Origin of the sequence: Hominilimicola fabiformis, assembly GCF_020687385.1 — a bacterium.
Classification (GTDB): Bacteria; Bacillota; Clostridia; order UBA1381; family UBA1381; genus Hominilimicola; species Hominilimicola fabiformis.
In genome coordinates this window covers 1-23212 of the sequence record NZ_JAJEQM010000026.1, presented here as the reverse complement: position 1 = coordinate 23212, position 23212 = coordinate 1, and the positions used below count along the sequence as shown (strand labels likewise).

The 23212-nt window shown below is 31.7% G+C and carries 20 protein-coding genes and 2 tRNA genes; 3 read left to right on the top strand and 19 right to left on the bottom strand.

Annotated elements, in window-relative coordinates:
- Positions 1-696: 696 nt before the first annotated feature.
- From LKE05_RS13490 to LKE05_RS13480, 3 genes are read right to left on the bottom strand one after another with little or no spacing between them, the layout of a single operon-like run.
- A complete protein-coding gene (locus LKE05_RS13490) occupies positions 697-3036 on the bottom strand; it encodes an AAA family ATPase (RefSeq protein WP_308457174.1) in 2340 nt (779 codons plus the stop codon).
- On the bottom strand, positions 3029-3769 hold the full coding sequence (locus tag LKE05_RS13485; protein WP_147515216.1) for an ABC-three component system middle component 1: 741 nt from the start codon (positions 3767-3769) through the stop codon (positions 3029-3031). Before LKE05_RS13485 ends, LKE05_RS13490 begins: the two co-directional genes overlap by 8 nt.
- Positions 3762-5318, bottom strand: a complete 1557-nt coding sequence (locus tag LKE05_RS13480; RefSeq protein ID WP_308457173.1) for an ABC-three component system protein — start codon at positions 5316-5318, stop codon at positions 3762-3764. The genes LKE05_RS13485 and LKE05_RS13480 overlap by 8 nt, the downstream gene beginning before the upstream one ends.
- Before the next feature lie 1096 nt (positions 5319-6414).
- On the opposite strand from LKE05_RS13480, the gene LKE05_RS13475 reads away from it, so the two are divergent.
- Entirely contained in the window at positions 6415-7257 is an 843-nt protein-coding gene (locus tag LKE05_RS13475) for a recombinase family protein (RefSeq protein ID WP_308457175.1), read from the top strand.
- A gap of 34 nt (positions 7258-7291) precedes the next feature.
- Here the strand turns inward: LKE05_RS13475 and LKE05_RS13470 are convergent, their stop codons facing one another.
- The 6 genes from LKE05_RS13470 to LKE05_RS14100 form a co-directional block, all read right to left on the bottom strand.
- Positions 7292-8860, bottom strand: a complete 1569-nt coding sequence (locus tag LKE05_RS13470) for an ATP-binding protein (protein ID WP_308457172.1) — start codon at positions 8858-8860, stop codon at positions 7292-7294.
- Between the two features lie 218 nt (positions 8861-9078).
- Positions 9079-10362 carry an AbiH family protein gene (locus tag LKE05_RS13465; RefSeq protein WP_308457171.1) on the bottom strand — a complete coding sequence of 428 codons (1284 nt, stop codon included), beginning with the start codon at positions 10360-10362 and terminating at the stop codon, positions 9079-9081.
- Between the two features lie 85 nt (positions 10363-10447).
- Positions 10448-10783, bottom strand: a complete 336-nt coding sequence (locus LKE05_RS13460) for a hypothetical protein (RefSeq protein WP_308457170.1) — start codon at positions 10781-10783, stop codon at positions 10448-10450.
- Positions 10784-11069: 286 nt separating this feature from the next.
- Positions 11070-11396, bottom strand: coding sequence for a hypothetical protein (locus LKE05_RS13455; RefSeq protein WP_117968912.1), 327 nt, complete (start codon positions 11394-11396; stop codon positions 11070-11072).
- 261 nt (positions 11397-11657) lie between these two features.
- Positions 11658-11906, bottom strand: coding sequence for an excisionase (locus tag LKE05_RS13450; RefSeq protein WP_308457169.1), 249 nt, complete (start codon positions 11904-11906; stop codon positions 11658-11660).
- 234 nt (positions 11907-12140) lie between these two features.
- The gene (locus tag LKE05_RS14100) at positions 12141-12293 is read right to left on the bottom strand and encodes a restriction endonuclease FokI C-terminal domain-containing protein (RefSeq protein WP_373367888.1); all 153 of its coding nucleotides are present in this window, start codon (positions 12291-12293) and stop codon (positions 12141-12143) included.
- A gap of 294 nt (positions 12294-12587) precedes the next feature.
- On the opposite strand from LKE05_RS14100, the gene LKE05_RS13445 reads away from it, so the two are divergent.
- Positions 12588-12965, top strand: coding sequence for a PBECR2 nuclease fold domain-containing protein (locus tag LKE05_RS13445; protein ID WP_176932128.1), 378 nt, complete (start codon positions 12588-12590; stop codon positions 12963-12965).
- A 432-nt stretch (positions 12966-13397) separates the two neighbouring features.
- Here LKE05_RS13445 and LKE05_RS13440 read toward each other — a convergent pair whose 3' ends face one another.
- The 6 genes from LKE05_RS13440 to LKE05_RS13415 form a co-directional block, all read right to left on the bottom strand.
- Complete coding sequence (locus LKE05_RS13440) at positions 13398-14162, bottom strand: hypothetical protein (protein WP_308457168.1); 765 nt, start codon at positions 14160-14162, stop codon at positions 13398-13400.
- 963 nt (positions 14163-15125) lie between these two features.
- On the bottom strand, positions 15126-15278 hold the full coding sequence (locus tag LKE05_RS13435; RefSeq protein WP_308457167.1) for a hypothetical protein: 153 nt from the start codon (positions 15276-15278) through the stop codon (positions 15126-15128).
- Positions 15279-15407: 129 nt separating this feature from the next.
- Complete coding sequence (locus tag LKE05_RS13430) at positions 15408-16223, bottom strand: sugar phosphate isomerase/epimerase family protein (protein ID WP_308457166.1); 816 nt, start codon at positions 16221-16223, stop codon at positions 15408-15410.
- A 13-nt stretch (positions 16224-16236) separates the two neighbouring features.
- On the bottom strand, positions 16237-17067 hold the full coding sequence (kduI, locus tag LKE05_RS13425) for a 5-dehydro-4-deoxy-D-glucuronate isomerase (protein WP_117968860.1): 831 nt from the start codon (positions 17065-17067) through the stop codon (positions 16237-16239).
- A gap of 75 nt (positions 17068-17142) precedes the next feature.
- Positions 17143-19470, bottom strand: a complete 2328-nt coding sequence (locus LKE05_RS13420; RefSeq protein ID WP_308457165.1) for a diguanylate cyclase domain-containing protein — start codon at positions 19468-19470, stop codon at positions 17143-17145.
- 101 nt (positions 19471-19571) lie between these two features.
- Positions 19572-20921: an NCS2 family permease gene (locus tag LKE05_RS13415; protein WP_147514872.1), complete on the bottom strand. Its 1350-nt coding sequence runs from the start codon at positions 20919-20921 to the stop codon at positions 19572-19574.
- 287 nt (positions 20922-21208) lie between these two features.
- On the opposite strand from LKE05_RS13415, the gene LKE05_RS13410 reads away from it, so the two are divergent.
- On the top strand, positions 21209-21694 hold the full coding sequence (locus LKE05_RS13410) for a pyridoxamine 5'-phosphate oxidase family protein (protein ID WP_308457164.1): 486 nt from the start codon (positions 21209-21211) through the stop codon (positions 21692-21694).
- Between the two features lie 45 nt (positions 21695-21739).
- On the opposite strand, the gene LKE05_RS13405 is transcribed toward LKE05_RS13410, so the two are convergent.
- From LKE05_RS13405 to LKE05_RS13390, 4 genes are all read right to left on the bottom strand, one after another.
- Positions 21740-22057, bottom strand: a complete 318-nt coding sequence (locus LKE05_RS13405; RefSeq protein WP_308457163.1) for a hypothetical protein — start codon at positions 22055-22057, stop codon at positions 21740-21742.
- 25 nt (positions 22058-22082) lie between these two features.
- A complete protein-coding gene (locus tag LKE05_RS13400) occupies positions 22083-22499 on the bottom strand; it encodes a hypothetical protein (protein ID WP_308457162.1) in 417 nt (138 codons plus the stop codon).
- 411 nt (positions 22500-22910) lie between these two features.
- Positions 22911-22985, bottom strand: a tRNA-Glu gene (locus LKE05_RS13395).
- A gap of 51 nt (positions 22986-23036) precedes the next feature.
- Positions 23037-23112: transfer RNA gene (locus tag LKE05_RS13390), tRNA-Asn, on the bottom strand.
- Positions 23113-23212: the final 100 nt, after the last annotated feature.

Sequence of the window (23212 nt, the reverse complement as noted above, 5' to 3'; positions counted from 1 at the left end):
AAAAAAATTCCTCCTATGATTTATTTATATTCTATCATAGAAGGATTATTTTTTACAGACTTTTTCTCACACTCTCATAGAATCAGCTATTGACAATTGCTGATTTTTCTGATAACGTAAAAGCGGACGGAATTTAATTCCGTCCACTTAAATAAATTTTTCTGCACTATTTTGTATTTACACAAAACTTGAAGAATACTCCTTTTACCAGTGCCAACCAGTCTCCAGAGCAAACAGCCTATATGATTTCATTTCATCCCAGTTATCAACATAGTTTTTGGTTCGATATATTACCGAATCTGACATATCTGCGTTCATTCTTATTCTTTTTTATTATTTTTGCTACTCGATAAGTGTCATTCTTCGCACAAATTTACTATATGAAACATATGACTAATCTAGTAGCCTACTTAAATTTGTCTAACTCTTTTTTACTAACTCGTACACTTATTGATACTAATTTTTTCACTCAATCACACCTCCCAATACTGTATAAAATAAAACATCCGTGCACAAATGTCAATACATGTTGCACGAATATTTGTTCTGTATTCATTTTTTCTTTTGTTATATAATCCTATGACATGCTATAAAATTATCATTAAAATTTAGATAATCTTTGTTCGATATATAGCATCCAAAATATTACTCAGCTCATCCTAATCTTTTCTTCCGATGTGATCTTATTTGCTCGTGTCACAATGTACTTATTTCCTTCAAATTACATCTTTGCACTGGCAAATTATATTTCTTATACTTATATCCAATGTACCCAGCGAAACTATTTTCGTGTGTAGAAATTAAGAATTGAACATTGGGGAACTCTGTTCTTATTAATTCCACAAACGAAACTATATTCAAATCATCCATGCACTGAACCGGATCATCAATTAGCATTATATTCAATCCAGCATCTATAAATATCTTATGTAATGCTAACGAAAATGCAAGCAAAATACCAGATAATTGTCCTGAACTCATAGTGTATAAAATATCATGTTCCTCATTAGGTGTTGTAAATCTGATAGAATTTAATTCTTCTTTACCATTCTTATCTCGAATTAATATGCCCTGTCCGCCTTGATACGATTGTAAAATTCTTGCACTATAAATATAAAAAGGTATTTCAACCTGTGAAATGATATTGCCTTGATATTTATCAATACTGGCTTTCCAATCTTTCATGTATTGATTAAGTTTTTTACTAATTTCACCTTCAATACATTCTTTTTTCCTCTTTAAGTTCTCTATCTTTTTGCTTTTATCTCTTTCTTGTATAATAAATTTATATTTTAAAAACTCAGCTTTCTGTACTATATCCCCTTCCTTCAACTCTGCCACCTCTTCTATTGACAAAAAATATTCCTTTAAAAGACTATCAAATTGGTACTCATTCTTTTTTTGATAATATTCTTCTGGTAATACACATATTTCATTTTTTATAACATTCTGAATCTGCTGAATATTCTTTTCCATATTATTTACAGAAAACTCATCCGTTAAAGAAATCTCAAACATATTATCTTTTAGAAATTTTTCTATGTATTTGTATTTCTGTACAATATCACTTTCATCGAATTCCATAAAAGCACTAAGCAACACATTACTCTCTAAATCAGAAATTAAAACTTCAGCGTCACCCCACACATTTTGCAGAAAAGTTTCACTAATAGTATCTACTATCTCCTTCATTTGCTTTCCTGTCGTTCCAAGAAGAGAATTTACATCATTAGTTGTTTTTTCAATATTATTTAATAACTGCTCTTTTTCCTGCCAAACATAACCACAATATGGGCATTTTCCATCCTCAAATATATTCTCCTCTTCTGAAGTTTTCATCAACTGCTCACGAATTCTAATCATCTCATTTATAGATTGTTGTGTCTGTTGAACATTCTTTTCAATTTTTCGATACTCTAAAACTTTTTGAACCAATTTATCACAAACATCTGCTTTATCAACATATTTTCCTATTTGCTGATATTCAATATTTATGTAATCTAAGTCCTTTATTTTTTTACTTTCCTTCTTTAGAAACAGAAGTTTCTTCTTGCTTTCAATATACTTTTCAATATCATCTTGTATATATCGCATAATAATATACGCTTTTAATTGAGTTTCTAACATGGCATTATTTAATAAATCATTATACTTACTATTTTTTAAATCATTTCGTAACTGTTCTTGATTTAATACAATTTCTTTAACACCATCTAAAATATGTAGAGTATGCTCCAAGGATTTGGGGGAAGAAATAATCGGCTCCTCAACATCCCATACAACATCCTTCTTAAGCAATTTTCTATATTTCACTTGTGCTCCTGATTCATTTTCAAAATCAGCATATAGACTCTCCTGCAATTCTGCTATCTGTTTTTCTAAATATTTAACTAAATCACTTATTTTCTTTTTAGCCGATTGTATACTCTTAAGTTTCTGATTTTCATCATCAATCTGGAACAATGAATTAATACTTCCCATTCTACCTGTTTCATTATTCTTGAAATAAGCAAGCCTATCCTCTTGCTGAATATAATATAACAACGTATACAAAGTCTGTGAAGTTTTTCCGAAAAGTTCTGTTTGCATCTTTTTCAATTCTTCTAATGGCACTAAATATTCATCTGAATATTCTATATCATCAAAATTATAAACAAGATAAGTTTTTGTTATTTCTTTCAATTTTTTTGGGTTATTATCAATAGAACTATTACACTCCTTATGTCCCTCTATTTTCTTTACTAAAACAAATATTTTATCATTTTTGCAAAACTCCGCTTTAATAATTACATCTTTTTTATAATCTTTTGCAAAAAACACCTTCTGATATTTATATTTTCCATCTAAGACCTCACAGGTTGTTACTCGTTTTATATCACCCGTAATCAAAAATTCTACGGCATCAAATAAGCTTGTTTTTCCATATCCATTTGGTCCATCAAATATATTCAATCCATTTTTTAAATCCAGCGTAAAATTTTCAAACAACTTGTAATTATCTAAGAAAATTTTGTTTATAACTATTGTGCTATTCATTATTTTCCTCCAAACCGACGAAACCCCAATCTTCTAATACCTTGTTCACTAACTGCTCCATGTTCTCTTGCGGACTATTCAAAGTTTCAATAATGTTATCCAACCGATCTAATTCATCATCATTACATTTTTTAATATCTAGCATATACTCTGATACACTCTTTATCTCCCCATTAGTTTCAAAATTTATTGGAATAATAGGGATTTTAATAAATAATTCCGAAACCAATTTATATATTTTTTCATTATCACCATTCTTTTTAAACTTACTAAAATTTTCGGTATCAAAAATATATGTTTGAATTAATTCGTTGATTGTCCAGTTATGTTGCTTACGTAATTTTTTAAACTCATCTGACTGTGCCTCACTGTATGCAAATACATATTTCTTAAAATAGAAAGGATCATCCTCTATCTTTACCTTTAATTCGTCCAATTTATTTGATTTAATATCTCTTTTAACACAGTAGATTAGCGATGTATTTTTATCCATATCCGGAACATATATATCATTTTCTCTAAAATAATTAGCAATTTCAATTACCAAATCTTTATAGTTGTCCTGTGCAACCAATTGTGATTCTAAAATTTGTAACACAATAAATATCTGACTTTCAACTTCTCTATGTTTAAATATATTCAGATTATACACTTTTTCCTCAAACGTAATTTCTGTTTGAACTACATTTTCATATGCACAATCAAACATTATTTCTTTAATAACATTAATCATTTTCTATTCCTCCATCAATGTCTACAATTGCATCTTCTAAAGGTTCCATCTTAATATTTTTACAATGATATATGTGTTCCTCTTCAATTTCGAATTCCTTTAAAAAATCACCTGCTCCATCATAAATTGAATCTGTTTCCAAATCTCTACTTATCAGACAATTAACATCCATTAATATCTCATATAAATTTGGATTAGCCACAATTTCTCCACATGCACGCATTAATGCTTTTTTACTTCCATCACGATTTCCTACTGTTGTCAACAAATTTAATGTCTTGTTTTTCCCCACATACGAAATATAATCTCTATCTTTTTCAAATGTAGAATTTATATCACGCAATCCCTTAAAAAACGGATTTTTGTATCTATCAATAATACAGTATTCAGCCCAATTCATTTCGTCTATTTTCTTTAAAACATTCGGATTGATTGTATGTATTAAATCTCTGATTTTATCCTCACTCATTCTTGAAATATGTTCATAAAATGCACTCACTTCACACTGCTTACAAAACATTACTCTTTCTTCTTCAGAGTCCCATTCATCTAAACAGTACTCATGATATTCCCCACACATCATTAGCAGTTTATTTTTAATATTGTATAAATAGTATTCTTCACATCTTTTTATCGAATCATCACTATCAAGCACCTTTCTAATCCGATTAAATCCTATTCTCCGCTCTGCGGTTTTATTATACTGAATATGTCTTTGCGTAATATGCTTGTCTATTAATCCTTGTAAACATAAAAAGATCATTTCACAAAAATTTTGATCAGTACATTTCCATCCTTCAGCCCCAGTATTTCTCCAGTAGCTATTGATTTCTACCTTAATTAAATCATTAATTTCAGCCAATTCACAGTATACATTGCCATTAGAATAGGAATACACTTCTAATTTTTTTATATCTTCATCTTGTATATTTTGGCTCGTCAACATTTGTGCTTGCAAATCCGACAATATCCTGTCCAAAATATTATCAACATTATGAACATTAATTTTTCTATACTCAAAATATTTTTCGTTGTACTCTTTAATTAATTTATTGACTTCTGATTTTCTGCCTGATTTATATATTTTTTCTACTTCATCTTTTTTTTTCGGATTACTTTTATAAGAAATAATTATATTTTGCAATGCCTTTATATGACTACACTTCAATATCAATTCCTTAACTTTATCATTCCATTCATTTTCATCATAGTTTATTGACTTACACACATGCAAATACGCATACTCAATAGTTTTGTGATTAACAATCTTGTAATATAGTTTTACCAAGGCATCTTCGTAATCAGTAATGTTGTGCTTATCTTTGGCTTTCACCTGATGAATAGTCTTGTATTGAACACCGTCATTATCTTTATACAATATCGAAAAATCTTCCAGCCATTCTAATTCTATACTATATTTCTCTATTTCATCAACTTTCCCGATAGAAATCAATTCATTTATTTTCTTTAATACCACAAATAAGGCTATTTTACCTTGATAATTATAGCCACTCCAACTATTTGTTGCATCCCAATTCTCATTTTCCAATTTAGTATTAATACACATTCTACCCCTTCTTTCATTGCAAAATAACCTATATTCAATTATACTAAATCCATATATATATAAATAAATTCTGTTTTTTCAATTAACCCCAATGTTTATTTTGCACAAACAAAGAAGCTTTCTTTTTCCCATATACTTTCTTCTTTAATTTTGTCCTATTGCAACCATTGTATCGTCTGTGCTAGTTCACTTTAATATTCATCAACCCTTTTGTATGAAACATTCATGTTATTATTAGGATAAAGATTAACTATAGAAATTAACTCTTTATATACGTTGTTTAAATTTTTTCTTTTTGCTGAATTTATAAATTAGTTTTGAATCTTTTAACAAGTGCATTTGTAATAAGAGTAATTATACTTACTAATAAAGTTCCTCCTGCACTAGCTAAAGCTGTTATTATCGTATCTGACATAAAAACACTTCCTACTCATATTTCTTCTATAATATATCTGACATATAATTTTTATATCTCTTATTTAATTTATTATAGTCCTAATTTTTAGTAAATGCAAGATGTTTTTACATTTTTCTACAAAATATTATTTTATTATATCATATTTTTAATGGTAACACGTTCTTTTTACTTTATATTAGCTATAAAAGTTTTAATTATTTATTAAATAGTTTGAATATTTTAATTATATACTTCAACCATAGCCTTTATGGGTTCAAAAAGATGACAATGTGCAATCAATATGTCGTTATGAATTCGATAAAAAGAAATATGATAAACAATCTAAACATACTACCTTAATTTTGTATTATCTTTCAAGTTTTCATATGCACCGATTAGGCTAATGGATAAATTTAATACAATTAACCGAAATATTTTGTTTTTATGCGGTGTTTCGTGTATAATAGATAGTGTATAAATTTGATACAATTTCATTGTTCAGTAGGCTAAACTAATATTTTTACAGAAAAATCACATGTTTTAAGATGTTATTATGGAACCGAAAAAAGTTAGAATTATAAAAGAAAAACCTGTTCTCCCTACCCTATACAAAAATGTAGGAATATATTGTCGAGTGAGCAGTAACACTCAAGAACAGTTAAATAGTATGGCTGCTCAAGTATCATTTTTGTTCAGCTATTAAGCAGACGTCTTGACTGGCGCTTTGTTGACATATATCTTGACTTTAAAAGCGGAGAGTCCAAAAATAACCATTTAGGCTTTAAGCGCATGATTGAAGATGCCAGAAATAAAAAGCTTGATATAATTATGACAAAAAGCATCAGCCGCTTTGGACGAAACACCTTAGATACTATTCAAACTCTCAGAGAATTAAAAGACCTTGATGTGACCGTCATATTTGACCAAGAGCACCTTGATACTTCCAAGGAAGATTCAGAAATGATATTAACAACATTGGCTGCCTTTGCTGAAGAAGAAAATAAAAATCGCAGAGATAACCAAAATTGGGCTATAAAGAAAAGACTGAAAGATGGCACTTCTGAAATATACTCCAGAGCATGTTTTGGATACACAAAATCTGACATCGGAGAACTGACCATAGATCGCAAGCAAGCAGAAATCGTTCAAAATATATTTACTATGTATCTTTCCGGCATGAGCATCTTAGGCATTGTTAAAGAACTTGAAAGACAAGGCATCAAATCTCCCACTGGCAAAGATAAATGGTGCAAACGAACCATCGACACAATGCTCAGCAACGAAAAATACATCGGTAATGCCCTTGTCTTTAAAACCTACAGTATCTATACTCCCAAGCATGAGAGAGTTCAAAATAATGACCATTCTCATGAGCAGTTCCTTCTGAATGATGATCATCTCCCCATCATTTCAAAGGAGGTGTTCGACGCTGTGCAGGAAGAAAAGGCTCGCCGTAGCAATATTGTCACAGATGAATCCGGTAAGCACAGAAAAGATACTCGATATAGTTCTAAAGATAAATAACTTTTACAGTTTATCAAGATTTACCCATCCCCTGTTACTTAATATTTCTCCATTTCGCAGTATCAGCACGTTGCCTACTATCCTTAAGTAATTTTGCTGCTTTTATAAAATCTTCCTCTATTAAAATATTTTCTTTAGAAATTACAAAATCACACTTTTCATCAAACAACTCTTTTATATTGACAGTTCTTCTAATGGAATTATATGCAGCTTCAGATGCAACAAAAGCTATTTCCGCTCCCGAACTACCCACTAAATATTTATCAACAAATACATCTTTATTAAAATGTTTGTCTACAGGCATTTTTTCAGTATGTATTCTAAAAATTGCCTTACACCCCTCTGGAGATGGTCTTTGTATCTCTATAACATAATCAAAACGTCCTGGTCTTTTGATTGCTTCATCAATCATATCAATTCTATTTGTCGAAGCAATCGCACAGATTTGATTGTTTTCATCAATGCCATCCATCAAAGTCAAAAGCTGATTTACAACTGTTGCCATGTGGGGATTGCCATCGGAATCTCTAGTTGATGATATTGAATCGAATTCATCAAAATATATAACAGCTGGACTATGATGTTTTGCTTCATCAAATATCTTTCTCAAATTTTCTTCCGATTGACCAATATATTTATTTAGTATTTCCGGACCATTAATAGAAACAAAATGTGCTTTTATCTCGTTTGCTATTGCCTTAGCAATAAGAGTCTTACCGCACCCCGGAGGACCATATAACAAAATTCCTTTATGTGGCTTAATATGATAATGTGAAAAAAGTTCAGGTGCAATTAGAGGTAATTCTATGACCTCTCTTACTTGCTGAACAATACTATCTATACCGCCTATATCGTCAAAAGTTGTAGATGGAATATTCTTTTCTTCCTCAGTTGTTTCGTTATTTTCATCATTGTTTCCATCAAGAGATATAGAGAATCCACCTCTAAATGAAGAGTATTGTTCCTTAGGCTTTATACCTATAATTTCGGTTTGTTGCATCCCCATAGGAGCTTCTCTGTATTTATATTCCCATTCTCCATCCTCAGTAACATCTATTTTATCAGGTAAGTTCTCTACGGTCTTTTCAATTTTATCTATTTGAAAATGTTTACATAAATTCAAATTCTTTGTTGTAGTTTCACTAGTAAGGATTTGCATTATGCGTTCTTTATCAACAATCCAAATATCTCCTTCAAAATGACCTATATCATACCAACACAGCGTTGATCGATACGAATAATACCCCTTCCTAAGAGATATAGACGATAACGAATTGCATCCCCAACCAGCTCCCGAATAACAAAACTCATCAGATAATATTTCATTTTCATAACTTTTTTCACAATTTAAGATTGTAAACAGATTATCAATATCACTAATTGTAGTTTCTTTTTCATCTATGTAATATTCCGTTTTAGACCAATTTTTAATTGTGAGCATAATATGTTTTAATTCAAAAAAATGCTCTTTCAGTTCTTCAAATGTTAGAGTTAATATATTTTCTGATTTATTCTGAATAAAGTTTTCAAATATCCCACAATTTGTACAAACCGAATCATAAAACTTTGATGAAGATTTGTAAAATACAATTTTAATTATCATAGTTTTCCCCCCCTTTGTTTCTACACTACAATGATCATTCTTATGAGCAATTCCTTCTAAAAGACGGGCATATCCCCATTATTTCAAAAGAAATATTCGATGCCGTACAGGAAGAAAATGCTCGACGCAGCAATGTTGCCACGGATAAATCCGGCAAGCGCAGAAAAGATACTCGGTATAGTTCTAAAAATAATACTGAAATTTAATTTAGTCTCATTCTAAGATATTGCTTGCGGTATAAATTCAATAGTTTTATGCAATCCGCCTGTCCTTTTAATTAACTCCTCCTGACCAATTATTTGTATCAAGTTTTTAATCAATCTTCCAAGAGTTCTTTTGTCTTCCTCATTTTCTCGATAATAAAATATTTTTGTTTGTACATTATCGTTACAAATAAATAGTCGCAATACATCTCTATCTGTAATATCTAATGAGTGACCAAAAATATACAAGTTATGTTTAGGAATCTTTTCTTTAGCAAATACCAAATAAATATGCTTCATTACTGAATAATGGCTGTTTCTATACGATTCTAACATATTATTTTTGTTTTCTATATAGTTTGCATATTCATCTCTAATCCTGTCTATCCAATTTAAATAATCATTGTCGGTAGATTTATATACTCTTTGATAGAATTTTTTAAATACCAAAAACTCTAATTCTGAATCCTTTCTTTCGTCATTTAAATACTCATCAATACCCAACACTAAATTGCTGGTTTTTACATTCTTATTTATATTGGCCTTTCCATGTATATAATCATATTTAATCTTCTTTTCTTTGCCATATATCTTTTCATATGTATCAGAATAATTGAATGATAATACATGATCAGGATTCAAATTCTCTATATCTGTACTTCTCTTGCTAACTATAATTCCTCCAACAAATTCAGCAATATAAATTTCCAATGCACGTGTCAACATATTTAACTCTGTATATAAGTATTTCGTAAATACATCTATTTGGGATGAACTCCCATATGCATTTTGCAGCGACCCCTTTGAACATTTTAATATATTCATTAGCATTTGGGATTCATACTTCTCAACATTTCTTACAGAACCGCCTGCTTGAACTTGAAATCTTGCAGAATCTAACGCTTGAATAACCTTTGATATTTCCAATTCAAAATCTATCCAGTTCTCACCTATATTAGAAGATGCATTCAAAAAATATTCAAACCAAACATTATGTTTAATGCAAGTATACATTTCATCTAATGCTTTGTTTGAAGTTGTAACCTCTGTATCATATGTTCCATCTTCATTAACTCTTTTCGTGTATTTTCTGTTTTCAAAAGCTTTTAACAAAATTTCCTTAATATATGTATTGACTTCCCAATTATCAAGATTTTTTTGTTTATATTCACATAATAATATGTCGTCATAAAAAGTATAAATTCTTCTTGCTTTGTCACAAAAATCAAGAAAATCCTTATAATGAGTTGGCAAATCATGTTCTAAATCAAACCCATTTCCAATCAATAATATTTCCATTTCTATTCATTCTCTCGTGTCTTAATAAAATTCCATTGTCGTAGAATCCCTGTCACAACCATCCAATCCATAATCAAACTATTCTCTATCTACCAGATAAAATTTCTAGTATTAATGCAACTATTAATAATAATCCTTCATTATCATTACAAATACCAAACTTTCTTCTTTCATTTCCTTGTATATATCCACTATATACTGCAAACGCTTGATTCCAATCCTCCAAATTATATGGGCAATCATCATCAAATGTATTAAACATATTATCTTTGTACTTTTCTCTAATATATTGAATTAAATCCCCATCATCAATATGTTGTTCAACTTGCTCTATCATTTCTGACTTACCTTGAGAAATAAGTGCAATTATCTCTAAGCCAAATAATTGTAATCGTTCCGTGCCATTAAACATTTTATTCATAATACATATCTCCTTAATTTCTATATTTTAATCGGATATTATTTTTTATAAAAATATATAGGATATTATATCATATTTTAGCTAAAATTGCAATTAGTAAGTCCTACAAAACTTTTTTAACAAGCAAATCCAACCGATTAAAATCAGTCAAATAGCATGTTAAGGGATACACTTTTAACCGATTATCTCTAAGGGGGCTGGATCAATTTAGCCTACTCAAAATTTCACCAAAAGTAGTCTAAAATTTTTCTCTAAAAACGCAAAAAGGCTTGAAATCAAACCTTTTTCATTGTATCAAGTTTAAAACCTTGACTTGTGCAAGCCCGAGTCCGACTCCAACATTAAATCCTACTGCAAGTCCGACCGCAACCGCAACTCCAAGTCCGACGGCAAGTCCTAATACCGAAATTGACTGTAATATCAATGGTGAAAATCTATCTGTTACACTTAAAAACAGCACTTTAGGTGAAATTATTTTGGTTGCAGAGTTTGATACAAACGGTAAATTCCTACGTTGTACTACTAATTTACCATAGGAGAATATAAGTATTCCGTTGCTTTCTACAACCAATACCGCAAAAATTATGTGGTGGGATTCTCTAAAAAATCTCATCCCACTTACTGACGCAAAAACTGTAACAAGATAGTTTAAATTTTTATTAACTTTATTAGATTAATCTGATAGTTTATAATGAAATGGCAGTTGAAATGATAGAGCTAAGGTTTTAGCAAAACTCTAAGTATTCAACTGTCGTTTCATTATTTCTCGGTAAGCCATATTCTACTAACCACTCGCAAGTGTATTAATATTCTTACAAGATGTATATGTTTGTAAAACTGTCTGTTACCTAATATCTTTTTCTTATCCCCCGCATTACTCATCCTCATTCACATCAAATTCGTCCATAATCAACTGCTCAATATAGTTTTCAAACTTTGTTCTTACAATCAAATATCTGTTTCCCATGTAGAAAGCGAATCTTCCTTCATTGTTTTCTGCCATCCGTCTGAGTTTTTTTACTCCGATATTGAAATAAGCAGAAGCCTCATATATTGTCAACATATATTTTTCGCTTATTGGAATGTTATTTTTAATGCTACTGATATCTTTTTGATTAGCCATATTACTGCCTCCCTATATAATCTTAGTTTTTCTCCTATTTCATGTACGATAACCTTTTGTTATTACATATATAACTCTAAACTTAGAAAAAAGCAACTAATATCGGCAAATAAAGAGCACTTATATCGTAGAAGTTTTGTTGAAAAGATTCTCGAAATTTGTACGATTTATGATTTATCAATTACCGCCGCAATGTCAGAACATTATAATACGAGTTCAGCATTATTAGACATTTTATTTTTCATGTGTAAATCGACCAACTTTATATACCTCTACACACAAAAGAAGATTTGTAATAGCTAAAGCGGTTCCATTAATACCTTTATTTCTACTAATGCGTTCAATTTGCGATTTAAAAATTCCTATAAAATGACCAAAATCAAGTATAAAATAAATTTATATGATTGACTTTTTATTTCTGGTTTTGTTCTCTCCAATATATCTCTTCATTTCATCAGCTTAGTTGTATGTATTGCATTTTGTTGTAAATTATGTATTTAGCAAGCATACAGTTGCATTCGTTTACTATACTCTCCCCTACATTCAGTGTCACTTATTATATGCCCTCACAAAATTGTCACACTTTTAATTTGTCGATAATACGAAATATCTTGTAAAAAATCATTAAATAATGTATAATAATATTATTTAATATTACAGATTAGAACGGTAGGTACAGTTGTGCATATTATTGGAAAAATAGACATTGAAATATATCGATGCGTGACAGCTGATATACAGACAAGCGATGTTATCATAACACAACAACAGATTGAGCATATACAAGAACGTCACCCTAACGATTACGAACGATATTTTAAATATGTAAATGAAATATTGGAAAGTCCTGATTATATACTTGAGGCTAACAAACCAAACACGGCATTTATTTTAAAACACATTTGTGATAACGGTAAGAATTATCAACTTATATTGCGATTAAAAACATCACAAGACCCTATTGGTTATAAAAACTCTGTTATAACCTTTCTTAAAGTTGATGATAAAAGATATAATCGTTATCTTCGTACTAAAAAAATTCTTTACAAAAATGAATAAAAGTGCTATAATATTAGTAGGATAAGATAAGGTTATTTGAGGTGGACAATTTCGTGGCATCCACACGCCGATGGTAACGACAGGGGTAACCCGAGAGATGCAGGAGAACGCCACGCCTGCCAAATAACTATTCTTTAGAGAACCGCCTTGAATTTCAAGGCGGTTTTTGCTTTAATGACGGGAATTACAAAAATGACAGTTTTGAAAAAATAATAAACTTATTTGTGTTGTATGTTTTATCTATTCATTAAGTAATTCATACAAATTCACACGGAAACCTATTGCATTTAATGAAATATAATCTGAGCATTCATCAATAAGCGCAGATAAATCATTAGTGGTTTAGATGTCTTAGTCATATTGTGTAATACTCAATTCTAAATGAGACTCTTTGCATTTTTTAACATCTTTTAAACAAACCAATACATCAAGTTATCTAATCACTTTTACTTGTCTGTCGCTATAAATATTCGAAATAAAGTGATTATATTTCTCTGCACTTTCCCATTTACCTGCTACAATAAAAAGTTTATCACGATTTTTTTTAATTTCCGTTTTAATTTTTCCATAAATTTTTTCTTCATCAAATTGCAAAACAAACGTATATTTTCCACTTTCAGTTGGTGCTTTAAAAAAAACTCGTTTGCTTTCATCTTCAAAAAAGTGACCTGCTTGTCGTCGTGCTTCAACGATTTTATTTCCAAAACAACCTTTAGTATAGTAATATGCACTTCTATCATCCAATATCATATCTCGTATTTTTTTACCTGCATACATATCAGTCACCGGACGACTTTTACACATTGAATATATCTGTCGTAATGTTTTTATCGGTTGTTTGTTGTTTTCTCCATTATTATGTTCTCCTATATTCCTCTGAATCTTATTCCTTTCTGATTCCTTCTTTACCAAAAAAAGATTATTTATTGCATCATCGAATGAAAATAATTCTTCATTAAACTTATCAGAATCAAAATGATTCGCACTTGAAGCAAATGGACAATTGTCTATATGAGGAAATTGTTTGTAAGTAGCTCTAAAATATGCTTTTCTACTGCCATCTACTGCACATATATGCAAATGTGCAGTACAATCTTTATTAGGGCAGAAAAAGAGCGTATCTATATTTTCTGTCATTGCCTCAGATGCATATATAACCTCTGTTCTATTCCTATCTCTATATGCGTACGCTGACATATTATAACCTCCTTTAAATCTATTCTTCTTTTTTTTAAATTATTAAAGTGTATGTATAACAATTTAATAAGCACTTAAATAGCAATTTATCTTGTATACAATATATCATATTTTAATAATAAACACAATCAACTTTTTACAAATGTTTCTACTACTTTTATTATAGTCCAATTATTTAATTTTTTCAAAGAAATTTATTATAATTTTTTAGGCAATCCATTAGATATAAATTCTTAACAATGTACTATTTTTCCCTTATTAATGTATCTTTCAAATCTTCATACAAATCGAATAAATCTATTGATTTTATGCAATCTTTTATAAATATAATAGATATTAATAAATATTGATACACTTATACTTTCATCAGACAAAAATAATTTTTTATAATAAAATTCACTAATTTAGAAATACTTTTATGAATCAAAAGAAGTTAGATTAATAAAACCAAAATTTTAAATTCCAGCATTATGCAAAAATATACAATATTTGTTCATTCAAAACAAAAGACACCTGTATGGTGTCTAATCACAATAAAATAAGATATGTACATATATATTTTTTCATTTGCTGAATAGTAGTAAAACCGTAGTAAGGGACTTTTCCTAATGTCATGATTTGCCCCGATTTACCCAATCAAAAGGCGATACGTCTTTTACACTCATACTATTGCCGTGGCAGACAAATAGTATTTTAATCATATAATTCTTCCTTTCTAAATTCAAAACTTTATCCCAACAACTTCATATACAAAAGCAGATAGGGATTTCCTTCTTCGTTGCAGACTGTTCTTTTATATATTTAAAAGCCTAAGTGTTTATAAAATCCAACCGCTTTAAGGTTATCTTCATTGACGGTTACTTACTGTATATTATAATTTTGAACGCCATATCGCACAAATTGTTTACCTATTTCTTTTTCTCGTTTCTGTGGTGAAATGAACAACATTTTCAAACGATTATTTTAAGTTCCCATAAAACCGACAATGTTATCCGTTTTGGCAACAACAAGATATTTTACGCTTTTTATAGTCTGCGGAACATATTCTTTAATCTTATTTACTTCCGAAACAGAAAAAAGATGTGTTGCACGAACGGAATTTTTCCAAACATTCAAAAGAGAATTTATAAGTTGATTATTTCTTTTACTTCATACAATTTAATATTATTATCCTCACCGTCTACCTATTATACCACAGTAAAAAAGCCTTGATGTGAGTCATTCGCCCACATCAAGACTTTTTATTTATACAAATCTCTTTTCAACCGCAGCCTTAACTTGTGCAAGGTGATCTTCCTTAACTTCTTCAAGAATAACTGCAATATCCGGATTATATTGCTTTAGCTTATCCCAAAGCAAATCTTTATTAAGCAATCCGTCGCACGGGAATTCATAAGTAACTTCACCGTCAACAAGTTTAAAATCTTTCAAGTGAAGCAATTTTGTTTTCTCGCCCAACAAATCAAAATGAGTATTAATAATTTCATCTTGATTTTTATAATTTGCGGTATTGATATAATTAACAGGGTCAAATATAACTCTGACATTTGGTGAATTAAGGTCATCGACCAATCTTTTCATCTTTGTCGGAGTATTTATAACGTGAAAATGAACACCCTCAATACCCACATTTACGCCTATTTCTTCTGCCGCAGAAACAAGTTTTTTCATATTCTTCAAAAGATACTGATATGTTTCTTCGGAGTTATTTATTTCATCGTCATCACTGAAACGGCAAGTTTCAAGACCGACCATTTCCGCACCGATATATTTTGCATAATGCAAATTCTCGATAAAATAATCAAGGCTTTCATTAAGGCTTTCCTCGTTTGCGTCAGACGGATTGATATAACAGCCCAAAATCGGCACACGAATACCGTTTTCACGCAATTTATCGCCGATTGACTTAGCATATTCAGGTGTAAAATTACCTTTCTTAAAATCAGCCAACGACCTCAAAAGCACAAGCTGAACACCGCCAACGCCGTACTCTTTACACTTTTCGCACAAAGCGTCAAGCGTATTAGTATCGAAGTCATGACCTCTCATTCCAATATACATTTTACTTCTCCTATTACTTCAAGTCCTTTGTTTCAATGAAGTCCATATCGTCAAACTCTTGGTTTTCACCGCACATTGCCCAAATAAATGAGTAATTCTTTGTGCCGACACCTGTATGTATTGACCAGCTTGGTGAAATTACAGCTTCTTCATTATGCATAATGATATGTCTTGTTTCGTCAGGCTCGCCCATCATATGGAATACTGCGTCATTTTCGCCCATATCAAGATATAGATAAACTTCCATACGTCTGTCATGTGTATGACAAGGCATAGTGTTCCAGTTTGAACCTACGTCAAGCATTGTAAGACCCATTGCAAGCTGACAGCTCTGCATAACTTCAGGGTGGATATATTGATTGATAACTCTCTTATTACAATCTTCAACACTGCCGCAAGGAACTTTCTTAGCCTTTGTAATATCAATCTTTACTGTCGGATATTCCTTATGAGCAGGACATGATGAAACATAGAACTTCGGTGGGTTTGCTTCGTCAACGCACTTGAAAGTAATTTCCTTATTGCCTCTGCCGATATATATACCGTCACGAGGGTTCATTTCATAATCTGTACCGTCAACTGTGATTATACCTTTTCCGCCGATATTGATACAGCCCATTTCACGTCTTTGTAGGAAGTAGTCAGCAGCAAGTTCCTTACCGGCCTCCAATACAAGCTCTTGCTTTACAGGCATAAATCCTGCTGTGATAATACGGTCAATATGGCTATATACCATTTTTGAATTATCCGGAGTAAACAATCCGCTGATATGAAATTCCTCTCTTAATCTTTCAGTTGTGTAATGCTTTACATCTTTTGGGTTTGATGCACATCTTAAATCCATTTTAAAATTCCTCCTTGTATTAAATACTTTCTATATTACATTTTAACATATATTACTTTTAAAATCAAGTGGCTACTATTCCTTAGCCATTATGCAAATGCTTTTTTCTGCATTTGCACCTTTCAACGTATGATTAGCCAAATCAAGTGCCTCGGTAACGTTTTCACCCGGATTAATCGTCGCGACGCCTGCGGTTATCACAACAGGACATTCTTTATAATTTCCGACCGTATCGGAAAAAGCTTCAAGCTTTTGTTGTATTTTCGTTTCTAAGTCCACGCCTTCTTCAAACATAAAACAACTGATAAATTTATCCGTTCCGTTCAAATGACAATTCACGCATACCTCTTCAGAGCTAACAAGCAAGAACTTTGCAAATTGTTTTAAAACTCTGTCACCCTCTTCACGACCGTAAATACGGTTAAACTCATAAAATCTGTTAAAATTAAAATAAACAAATCCGATTTTTTTGTTTGTCACATGAGCGTTTCTCGTAATTCGTCCGACTTCTTCTTCAAACTTACTCAACGTAAATACGCCGTAATCGTCATTATCAACTTTATTTTGAAGGAATTTTTCACGTTCCGTGATTATGTGTGACGATTTCATAAACATTGACAGTATCTTTGTTATTTCAAACATATCGTCAAATTCGTTCTTTTCCCAAATACGTTGCTTGTCCCAACACTGATAACAGACAACATAATATACATCTTCGTTTTCGGTATTTGATGAATATATCATTTGAACGTGTTCCGCCGCCTCAAATATGTTCCTGTATTTTTGTGTAAATTCCTCTTTAAATGCAGGGGTATACTTAAATATATTATCCTTTTGAAATCTCTTTTTAAACAAAACAAGGTCATTATGCTCGTAATAACCGCTCTTTTTATCAGTGAACACAACATTATAATCACCGTCATGTTCTTTCCACCACTGAAATTCTATTTCAACTTTATCGTTAATCATATCGTATTTCATAATCTGAATACAGTCAAGATTAACTGCAACACCGATATGACGCATAAGATTTGATATGGCATTATCCGAATCGGTTGATTTAGACGCAATTTCAAGTGCAACCATTATTATATCGTGATTTTCCGAAACTTCTTCGCTTTCATCTTCTTCGGTCATAATTCCGGTGTATGTCAAAGCATTTTTATCAATAAATTCACCGTTGAAATATTCAAAGCGATTTTTTCCGTTCGTCTTTGCCATATACAAAGCACTGTCGGCTTGTCTGAAAAGGTCCTCATACTTAACTCTGCCATGCCCCAAAGTAACACCCATACTGCACGAAATATCTTTTTCGTCATTTTTATCTATACGCATTTTTAGTATGGCAAGACGTATATTTTCAAGTTTTCTCTCCAACTTTTCCGGTTTTGTGTTATCTATATAAACAAGAAATTCATCACCGCCAAAACGACCGATTATATCCTCTCTGTCAAGCGTACTCTTTATACTTCCCGCAACCATCGCGATAACCGCGTCACCGTACAAATGACCGAATGTATCGTTTATGTTTTTAAAATTATCTATATCAAGAACGATAAATGCACATTCTTCGTTCATTTTTTGAGTTTTCAATCTCTCTCGAATTTTCTCGATTGCCGTTTCTCTGTTAAGCACTTTTGAAAGCGGATCTATATGTGCTTTTAATTTCAGCTGTTCTTCCTTTTTCTTTGTTTCGTTTATGTTTCGTGCACAGCCGATATATGTGTTCGTTTTCTCGGACGGTTTCAATACAAGTCTGTACCATTCAAACGGCTCTGAGTCATTCATACGCATACGTGCGTCAATCGTCAATTCGCCTTTTACGGGGCTCCCTTTTAAAGACTTGAGCAGTATTGTATCTTCCTGAAACATATACGTATTATTATCAAGATTTTTCATAAAATTCTGAACAGGACGTTCCAACATTTCATTGTCGATAGACGACATATAAAATATCGTGTTTGTATCTTTTTGAGAATCATATTCAAAAAAGTACTCATTTGTCGCACTTAATGCGATGATATACTTTGAACATTGATTTTCAAGCTCCATAAATTTCTTCTTGTTTTCAGAGTCGTCAAACAACAATGCAAATATGTGCTTATCATCAAGCTTTACGGCAAACATACAAATATATATACTGTCACCGCTCAAGTTTTTGCTTTTGAAATACAGTCGCTTGGGAGTGTCGGCACTTCGGATTGTATCGTCAAATAATTTGCGACATTCTTCTTCAACTATAATATTATCTTGATTAAAATTTTCGTTGTTGTATGTGTCATTGGTGTAATATATTTTGTAATTATCATCAACAGAAAACACCACCGCACTGCACGGCAATGAATCATATATTTCATAATCTTCTTTAAGAAAATACGTCATTGTTTTTCTCCGTTTACTCATTAATTTGTGATTTATATTATACCACACACTGAATATTTTTGCAATTAATTAATAAAAAAAGAACACTCAAAATTTGAGTGTTCTTAAATTAACAAAGTGTCTTAAGCCAAGCCTGCTGCTTTTAGACCGATGTAGATTGCAAATAATACAACTGAAATCCACATAACAGCGCTGATGTCCTTTGCCTTACCTGTAACAAGCTTTAGTATTACCCATGATACGATACCGAACATAATACCGTTAGCGATTGAATAAGTAAGCGGCATCATAATGATTGCCAAGAATGCACCGATTGCATCGGCAATATCACCGTCAAACTTAACTTGTCTGATTGATGAAAGCATCAACAAGCCAACATAAAGCATAGCAGGAGTTGTTGCGAATGAAGGGATTGATGTAAAGATTGGTGCGAATATCAATGATATGAAGAACAATACTGCAGTTGTAACTGCTGTAAGACCCGTTCTGCCGCCTGCCGCAACACCTGCACTTGATTCAACGTAGCTTGTAACAGTTGATGTACCGAAGCAAGCACCTACAACAGTACCTACAGCGTCAGCCATAAGAGCGCCTGTTGCGTTTGGAAGTGAGCCGTCTTTATCAAGAAGCTTTCCTTTTTCCGCTACACCTATAAGTGTACCTACTGTATCAAAAATATCTGTGTACAAGAATGTGAATACGATAAGTATAAATGCAGGAACATTCTTTGCTATAAATCCAAAGTCAAATTGGAACATCTTCGGAGCCTCAAAAGAACTTAGTGAGAATTGAGGAATAACTGAATATACGCCTGCCTCAGGATTTGGCACATACCAACCTACAAGCTGTGCTATAATGCCAAGAACCCAAGTTATAAGTATACCTAAAAGTATTCCGCCCGGAACTTTGTAATGCTGTAAAGCGCCGATTATAAGCAAGCCTACAAGCGAAAGTACAACAGTCGGTGAAGAAAGTTCACCAAGTGCAACAGTTGTTGATTCACTTGCTACAACAACGTTTGCGTTAAGCAATGCTATGATAGCAATAAACAGACCGATACCTGCTGTGATAGCAAATTTAAGGTTTGAAGGAATCTTGTTTACAAGAGCCTCTCTGAATTTGAATAGTGAAAGCAACATAAATATGATACCTTCAATAAATACTGCGGTCAATGCAACTTTATAGCTGTAACCCATAGCACCGCATACTGTAAATGCAAAGAATGCATTTAGTCCCATACCTGATGCAAGAGCAACAGGATAGTTTGCAAAGAACGCCATACATAATGTAGCTATACCTGCTGAAATTGCAGTTGCCGAGAATACCGCTCCGGCTGACATTCCGTCAATTCCACCCAAATATGATGGGTTTACGGCAAGAATATATGCCATTGCAAGAAATGTTGTAATACCGGCAATAATCTCAGTTTTGACATCTGTACCGTGTTCCTTTAGTTTGAAAAGTTTTTCCATGGTAAATTTCCTTTCATTAATTTTTTGTTTTTGTAGATTACATTCTATCATAAAAAATTTAAAAAATCAACGAAATATTCATAGTTTATTCAAATTTTAAACTATTCTTCATACTTTTTTAACAGTCTTGTTGACACAAAAAAATTACTGTGGTATAATTCTAAAAAATATAATAAGTCTGCCACCGGGTAGAATAAATCAAAGCACTCGTTACACATCGTCAGGTCTTAGAAGATGTATAACGAGTGTACTTATTTTTAATTGTATAATTTTGAAAGGTGAATGAAATGTTTAGAGAAATGCGTAGAAAAAAACAGGAATTGAGTAAAGAAGAATGTATTGATATATTACAAACTGCTAAAACAGCCGTACTTGGTGTTGTCGGTGATAATGGATATCCTTATACCGTGCCGATTAATTTTGTATATGCAAATGATAAAATATATTTCCACAGTGCAAAAAACGGTCATAAAATCGACGCTATAAACAAGTGTAATAAAGTGTCGCTTTGCGTTGTTGATAAAGACGATGTTGTTGAAGAAGAACTTACAACTTATTTTAAAAGCGTTATTTTGTTCGGTAAAGCAAGCATTTTAAATACAGATAAAGAAATTTTTCACGCGGCAAAAGTTTTTGGTTTGAAGTATAATAATGATGTGACCGCAGTGGAAAAGGAAATTAAACGTGAGTGGAATGCCCTGTCCTGTATTGAAATCAAGATAGAACATATGACAGGTAAAGAAGCAATCGAATTGACACGTAAACGTGGGTAATGCAAAGGCGTATCATTATCTTGATACGCCTTTTATATTTCATTTTTACCACATATACTTACAATTATTACACTTGTAACTCTTTCTTATTTTAGTGCTAAATAAACCAAACAATGCACCAGATATTACTTTCTCACCCGCTCCTATTGGTTGGACGTTTGTTGAACCACAAGTTGGACATTTAGGGCTATTTCCGCCGACGGAGACAGTTCCGATTATTCTATCTGATACATCTGACAATTCTGGGTTTGTAACATTTGTTACTTCACTTGCAGGTTTTAATCTAATATTGCATTTTACGCAATAATATGTATCCCTTTCATTATACACTAATCCACAATTAGGACATTTTTTAAATTCCATTTTATCATCTCCTATGGTATTACTCTTACTTCCCTGGTTTCCACTTATGACCGCACTTTTGGCATACATTTCGTGGACTACCTGAGCCTATAAATCCAGTGAGTAGACTATATCCCCTATTCGTTGTTGCAACTGAATATGAACCGCATTTAGGGCAACGGACGGCATTTGGGTGTTGTTTTTCGTATTCATGTTCTCTGGCTAGGCGTTCGGCACGTTCTTCGGCAAGTTGTTCTTCACTGGTTTTAGGAACATATGAGTTGTCACGTTTGATACCAAATGATTCAAATAGTAGTTGATCTTCATAATCTTCTTCATACATTTCTTTTAATCCTTTGCTAACATCATCGACATTTTCATATTCGGCTTTATAGATACAATTTGGACAATATTTATCATTGTTGTCCATTGTAACATATCCACATTTAGGACAAACTTGCATTTTAATGACCTCCTGTCTTTATTTATATAGTAATTATACACCCAATTTATAAATTCGTCAATATTTAACAATTATTATTTGTACTCCACAATACAGATTAATAAGCAGTGTGATATTCAAGCCTATAAATGACGGATTGTCAAATTGGTTAAGTTCTATATTGTCAATAAACAAATGTTTAAATGATACAGCTAAATTTAGCAAATTATCCTTATCAGGTTTTGATACTCTTGCTGAAAAATTGATAAATATAACACAACTATTGAGTGAAAGGCAATAATAAAAAAAACTAGAACAAAAACTGATTAGACAATCACAGCATATGTTCAACAATTATCTACTTAATAAAAGAGCAACTAATATAAAAATAACACAAAAAAAAGCCTTTACAAGAAAGGCTTTTTAAAATGTTGGTGACCCGTGCGGGAATCGAACCCGCGTTACCGCCGTGAAAGGGCGGTGTCTTAACCGCTTGACCAACGGGCCATATAGTCAAAAAATCAGAATAAGTAATTGGCTTATTCTGATTTTTTTGTGTGGCTCCTCCAGCTGGGCTCGAACCAGCGACATCATGATTAACAGTCATGCGCTCTGCCAACTGAGCTATAGAGGAATATCTCTTTAGCCTTCGCTAACTTTTTCTTTAAACACCAAAGATAACGACTTTTGTCGTTATCTTCAGCATTCTTCGTTCCGGCAACTTTCTACTTTCC

What these genes read in the sequence shown, in the direction of transcription:
- LKE05_RS13490 (WP_308457174.1), bottom strand. Translation starts at nt 3,036, where the DNA reads ATGAATAGCACAATAGTTATAAACAAAATTTTCTTAGATAATTACAAG.
- LKE05_RS13460 (WP_308457170.1), bottom strand. Translation starts at nt 10,783, where the DNA reads ATGAATAAAATGTTTAATGGCACGGAACGATTACAATTATTTGGCTTA.
- kduI (WP_117968860.1), bottom strand. Translation starts at nt 17,067, where the DNA reads ATGGATTTAAGATGTGCATCAAACCCAAAAGATGTAAAGCATTACACA.
- LKE05_RS13415 (WP_147514872.1), bottom strand. Translation starts at nt 20,921, where the DNA reads ATGGAAAAACTTTTCAAACTAAAGGAACACGGTACAGATGTCAAAACT.
- LKE05_RS13400 (WP_308457162.1), bottom strand. Translation starts at nt 22,499, where the DNA reads ATGCAAGTTTGTCCTAAATGTGGATATGTTACAATGGACAACAATGAT.
- LKE05_RS13430 (WP_308457166.1), bottom strand. Translation starts at nt 16,223, where the DNA reads ATGTATATTGGAATGAGAGGTCATGACTTCGATACTAATACGCTTGAC.
- LKE05_RS13420 (WP_308457165.1), bottom strand. Translation starts at nt 19,470, where the DNA reads ATGAGTAAACGGAGAAAAACAATGACGTATTTTCTTAAAGAAGATTAT.
- LKE05_RS13455 (WP_117968912.1), bottom strand. Translation starts at nt 11,396, where the DNA reads ATGAGATTTTTTAGAGAATCCCACCACATAATTTTTGCGGTATTGGTT.
- LKE05_RS13440 (WP_308457168.1), bottom strand. Translation starts at nt 14,162, where the DNA reads ATGTCAGCGTACGCATATAGAGATAGGAATAGAACAGAGGTTATATAT.
- LKE05_RS13410 (WP_308457164.1), top strand. Translation starts at nt 21,209, where the DNA reads ATGTTTAGAGAAATGCGTAGAAAAAAACAGGAATTGAGTAAAGAAGAA.
- LKE05_RS13470 (WP_308457172.1), bottom strand. Translation starts at nt 8,860, where the DNA reads ATGATAATTAAAATTGTATTTTACAAATCTTCATCAAAGTTTTATGAT.
- LKE05_RS13405 (WP_308457163.1), bottom strand. Translation starts at nt 22,057, where the DNA reads ATGGAATTTAAAAAATGTCCTAATTGTGGATTAGTGTATAATGAAAGG.
- LKE05_RS13450 (WP_308457169.1), bottom strand. Translation starts at nt 11,906, where the DNA reads ATGGCTAATCAAAAAGATATCAGTAGCATTAAAAATAACATTCCAATA.
- LKE05_RS13465 (WP_308457171.1), bottom strand. Translation starts at nt 10,362, where the DNA reads ATGGAAATATTATTGATTGGAAATGGGTTTGATTTAGAACATGATTTG.
- LKE05_RS13485 (WP_147515216.1), bottom strand. Translation starts at nt 3,769, where the DNA reads ATGATTAATGTTATTAAAGAAATAATGTTTGATTGTGCATATGAAAAT.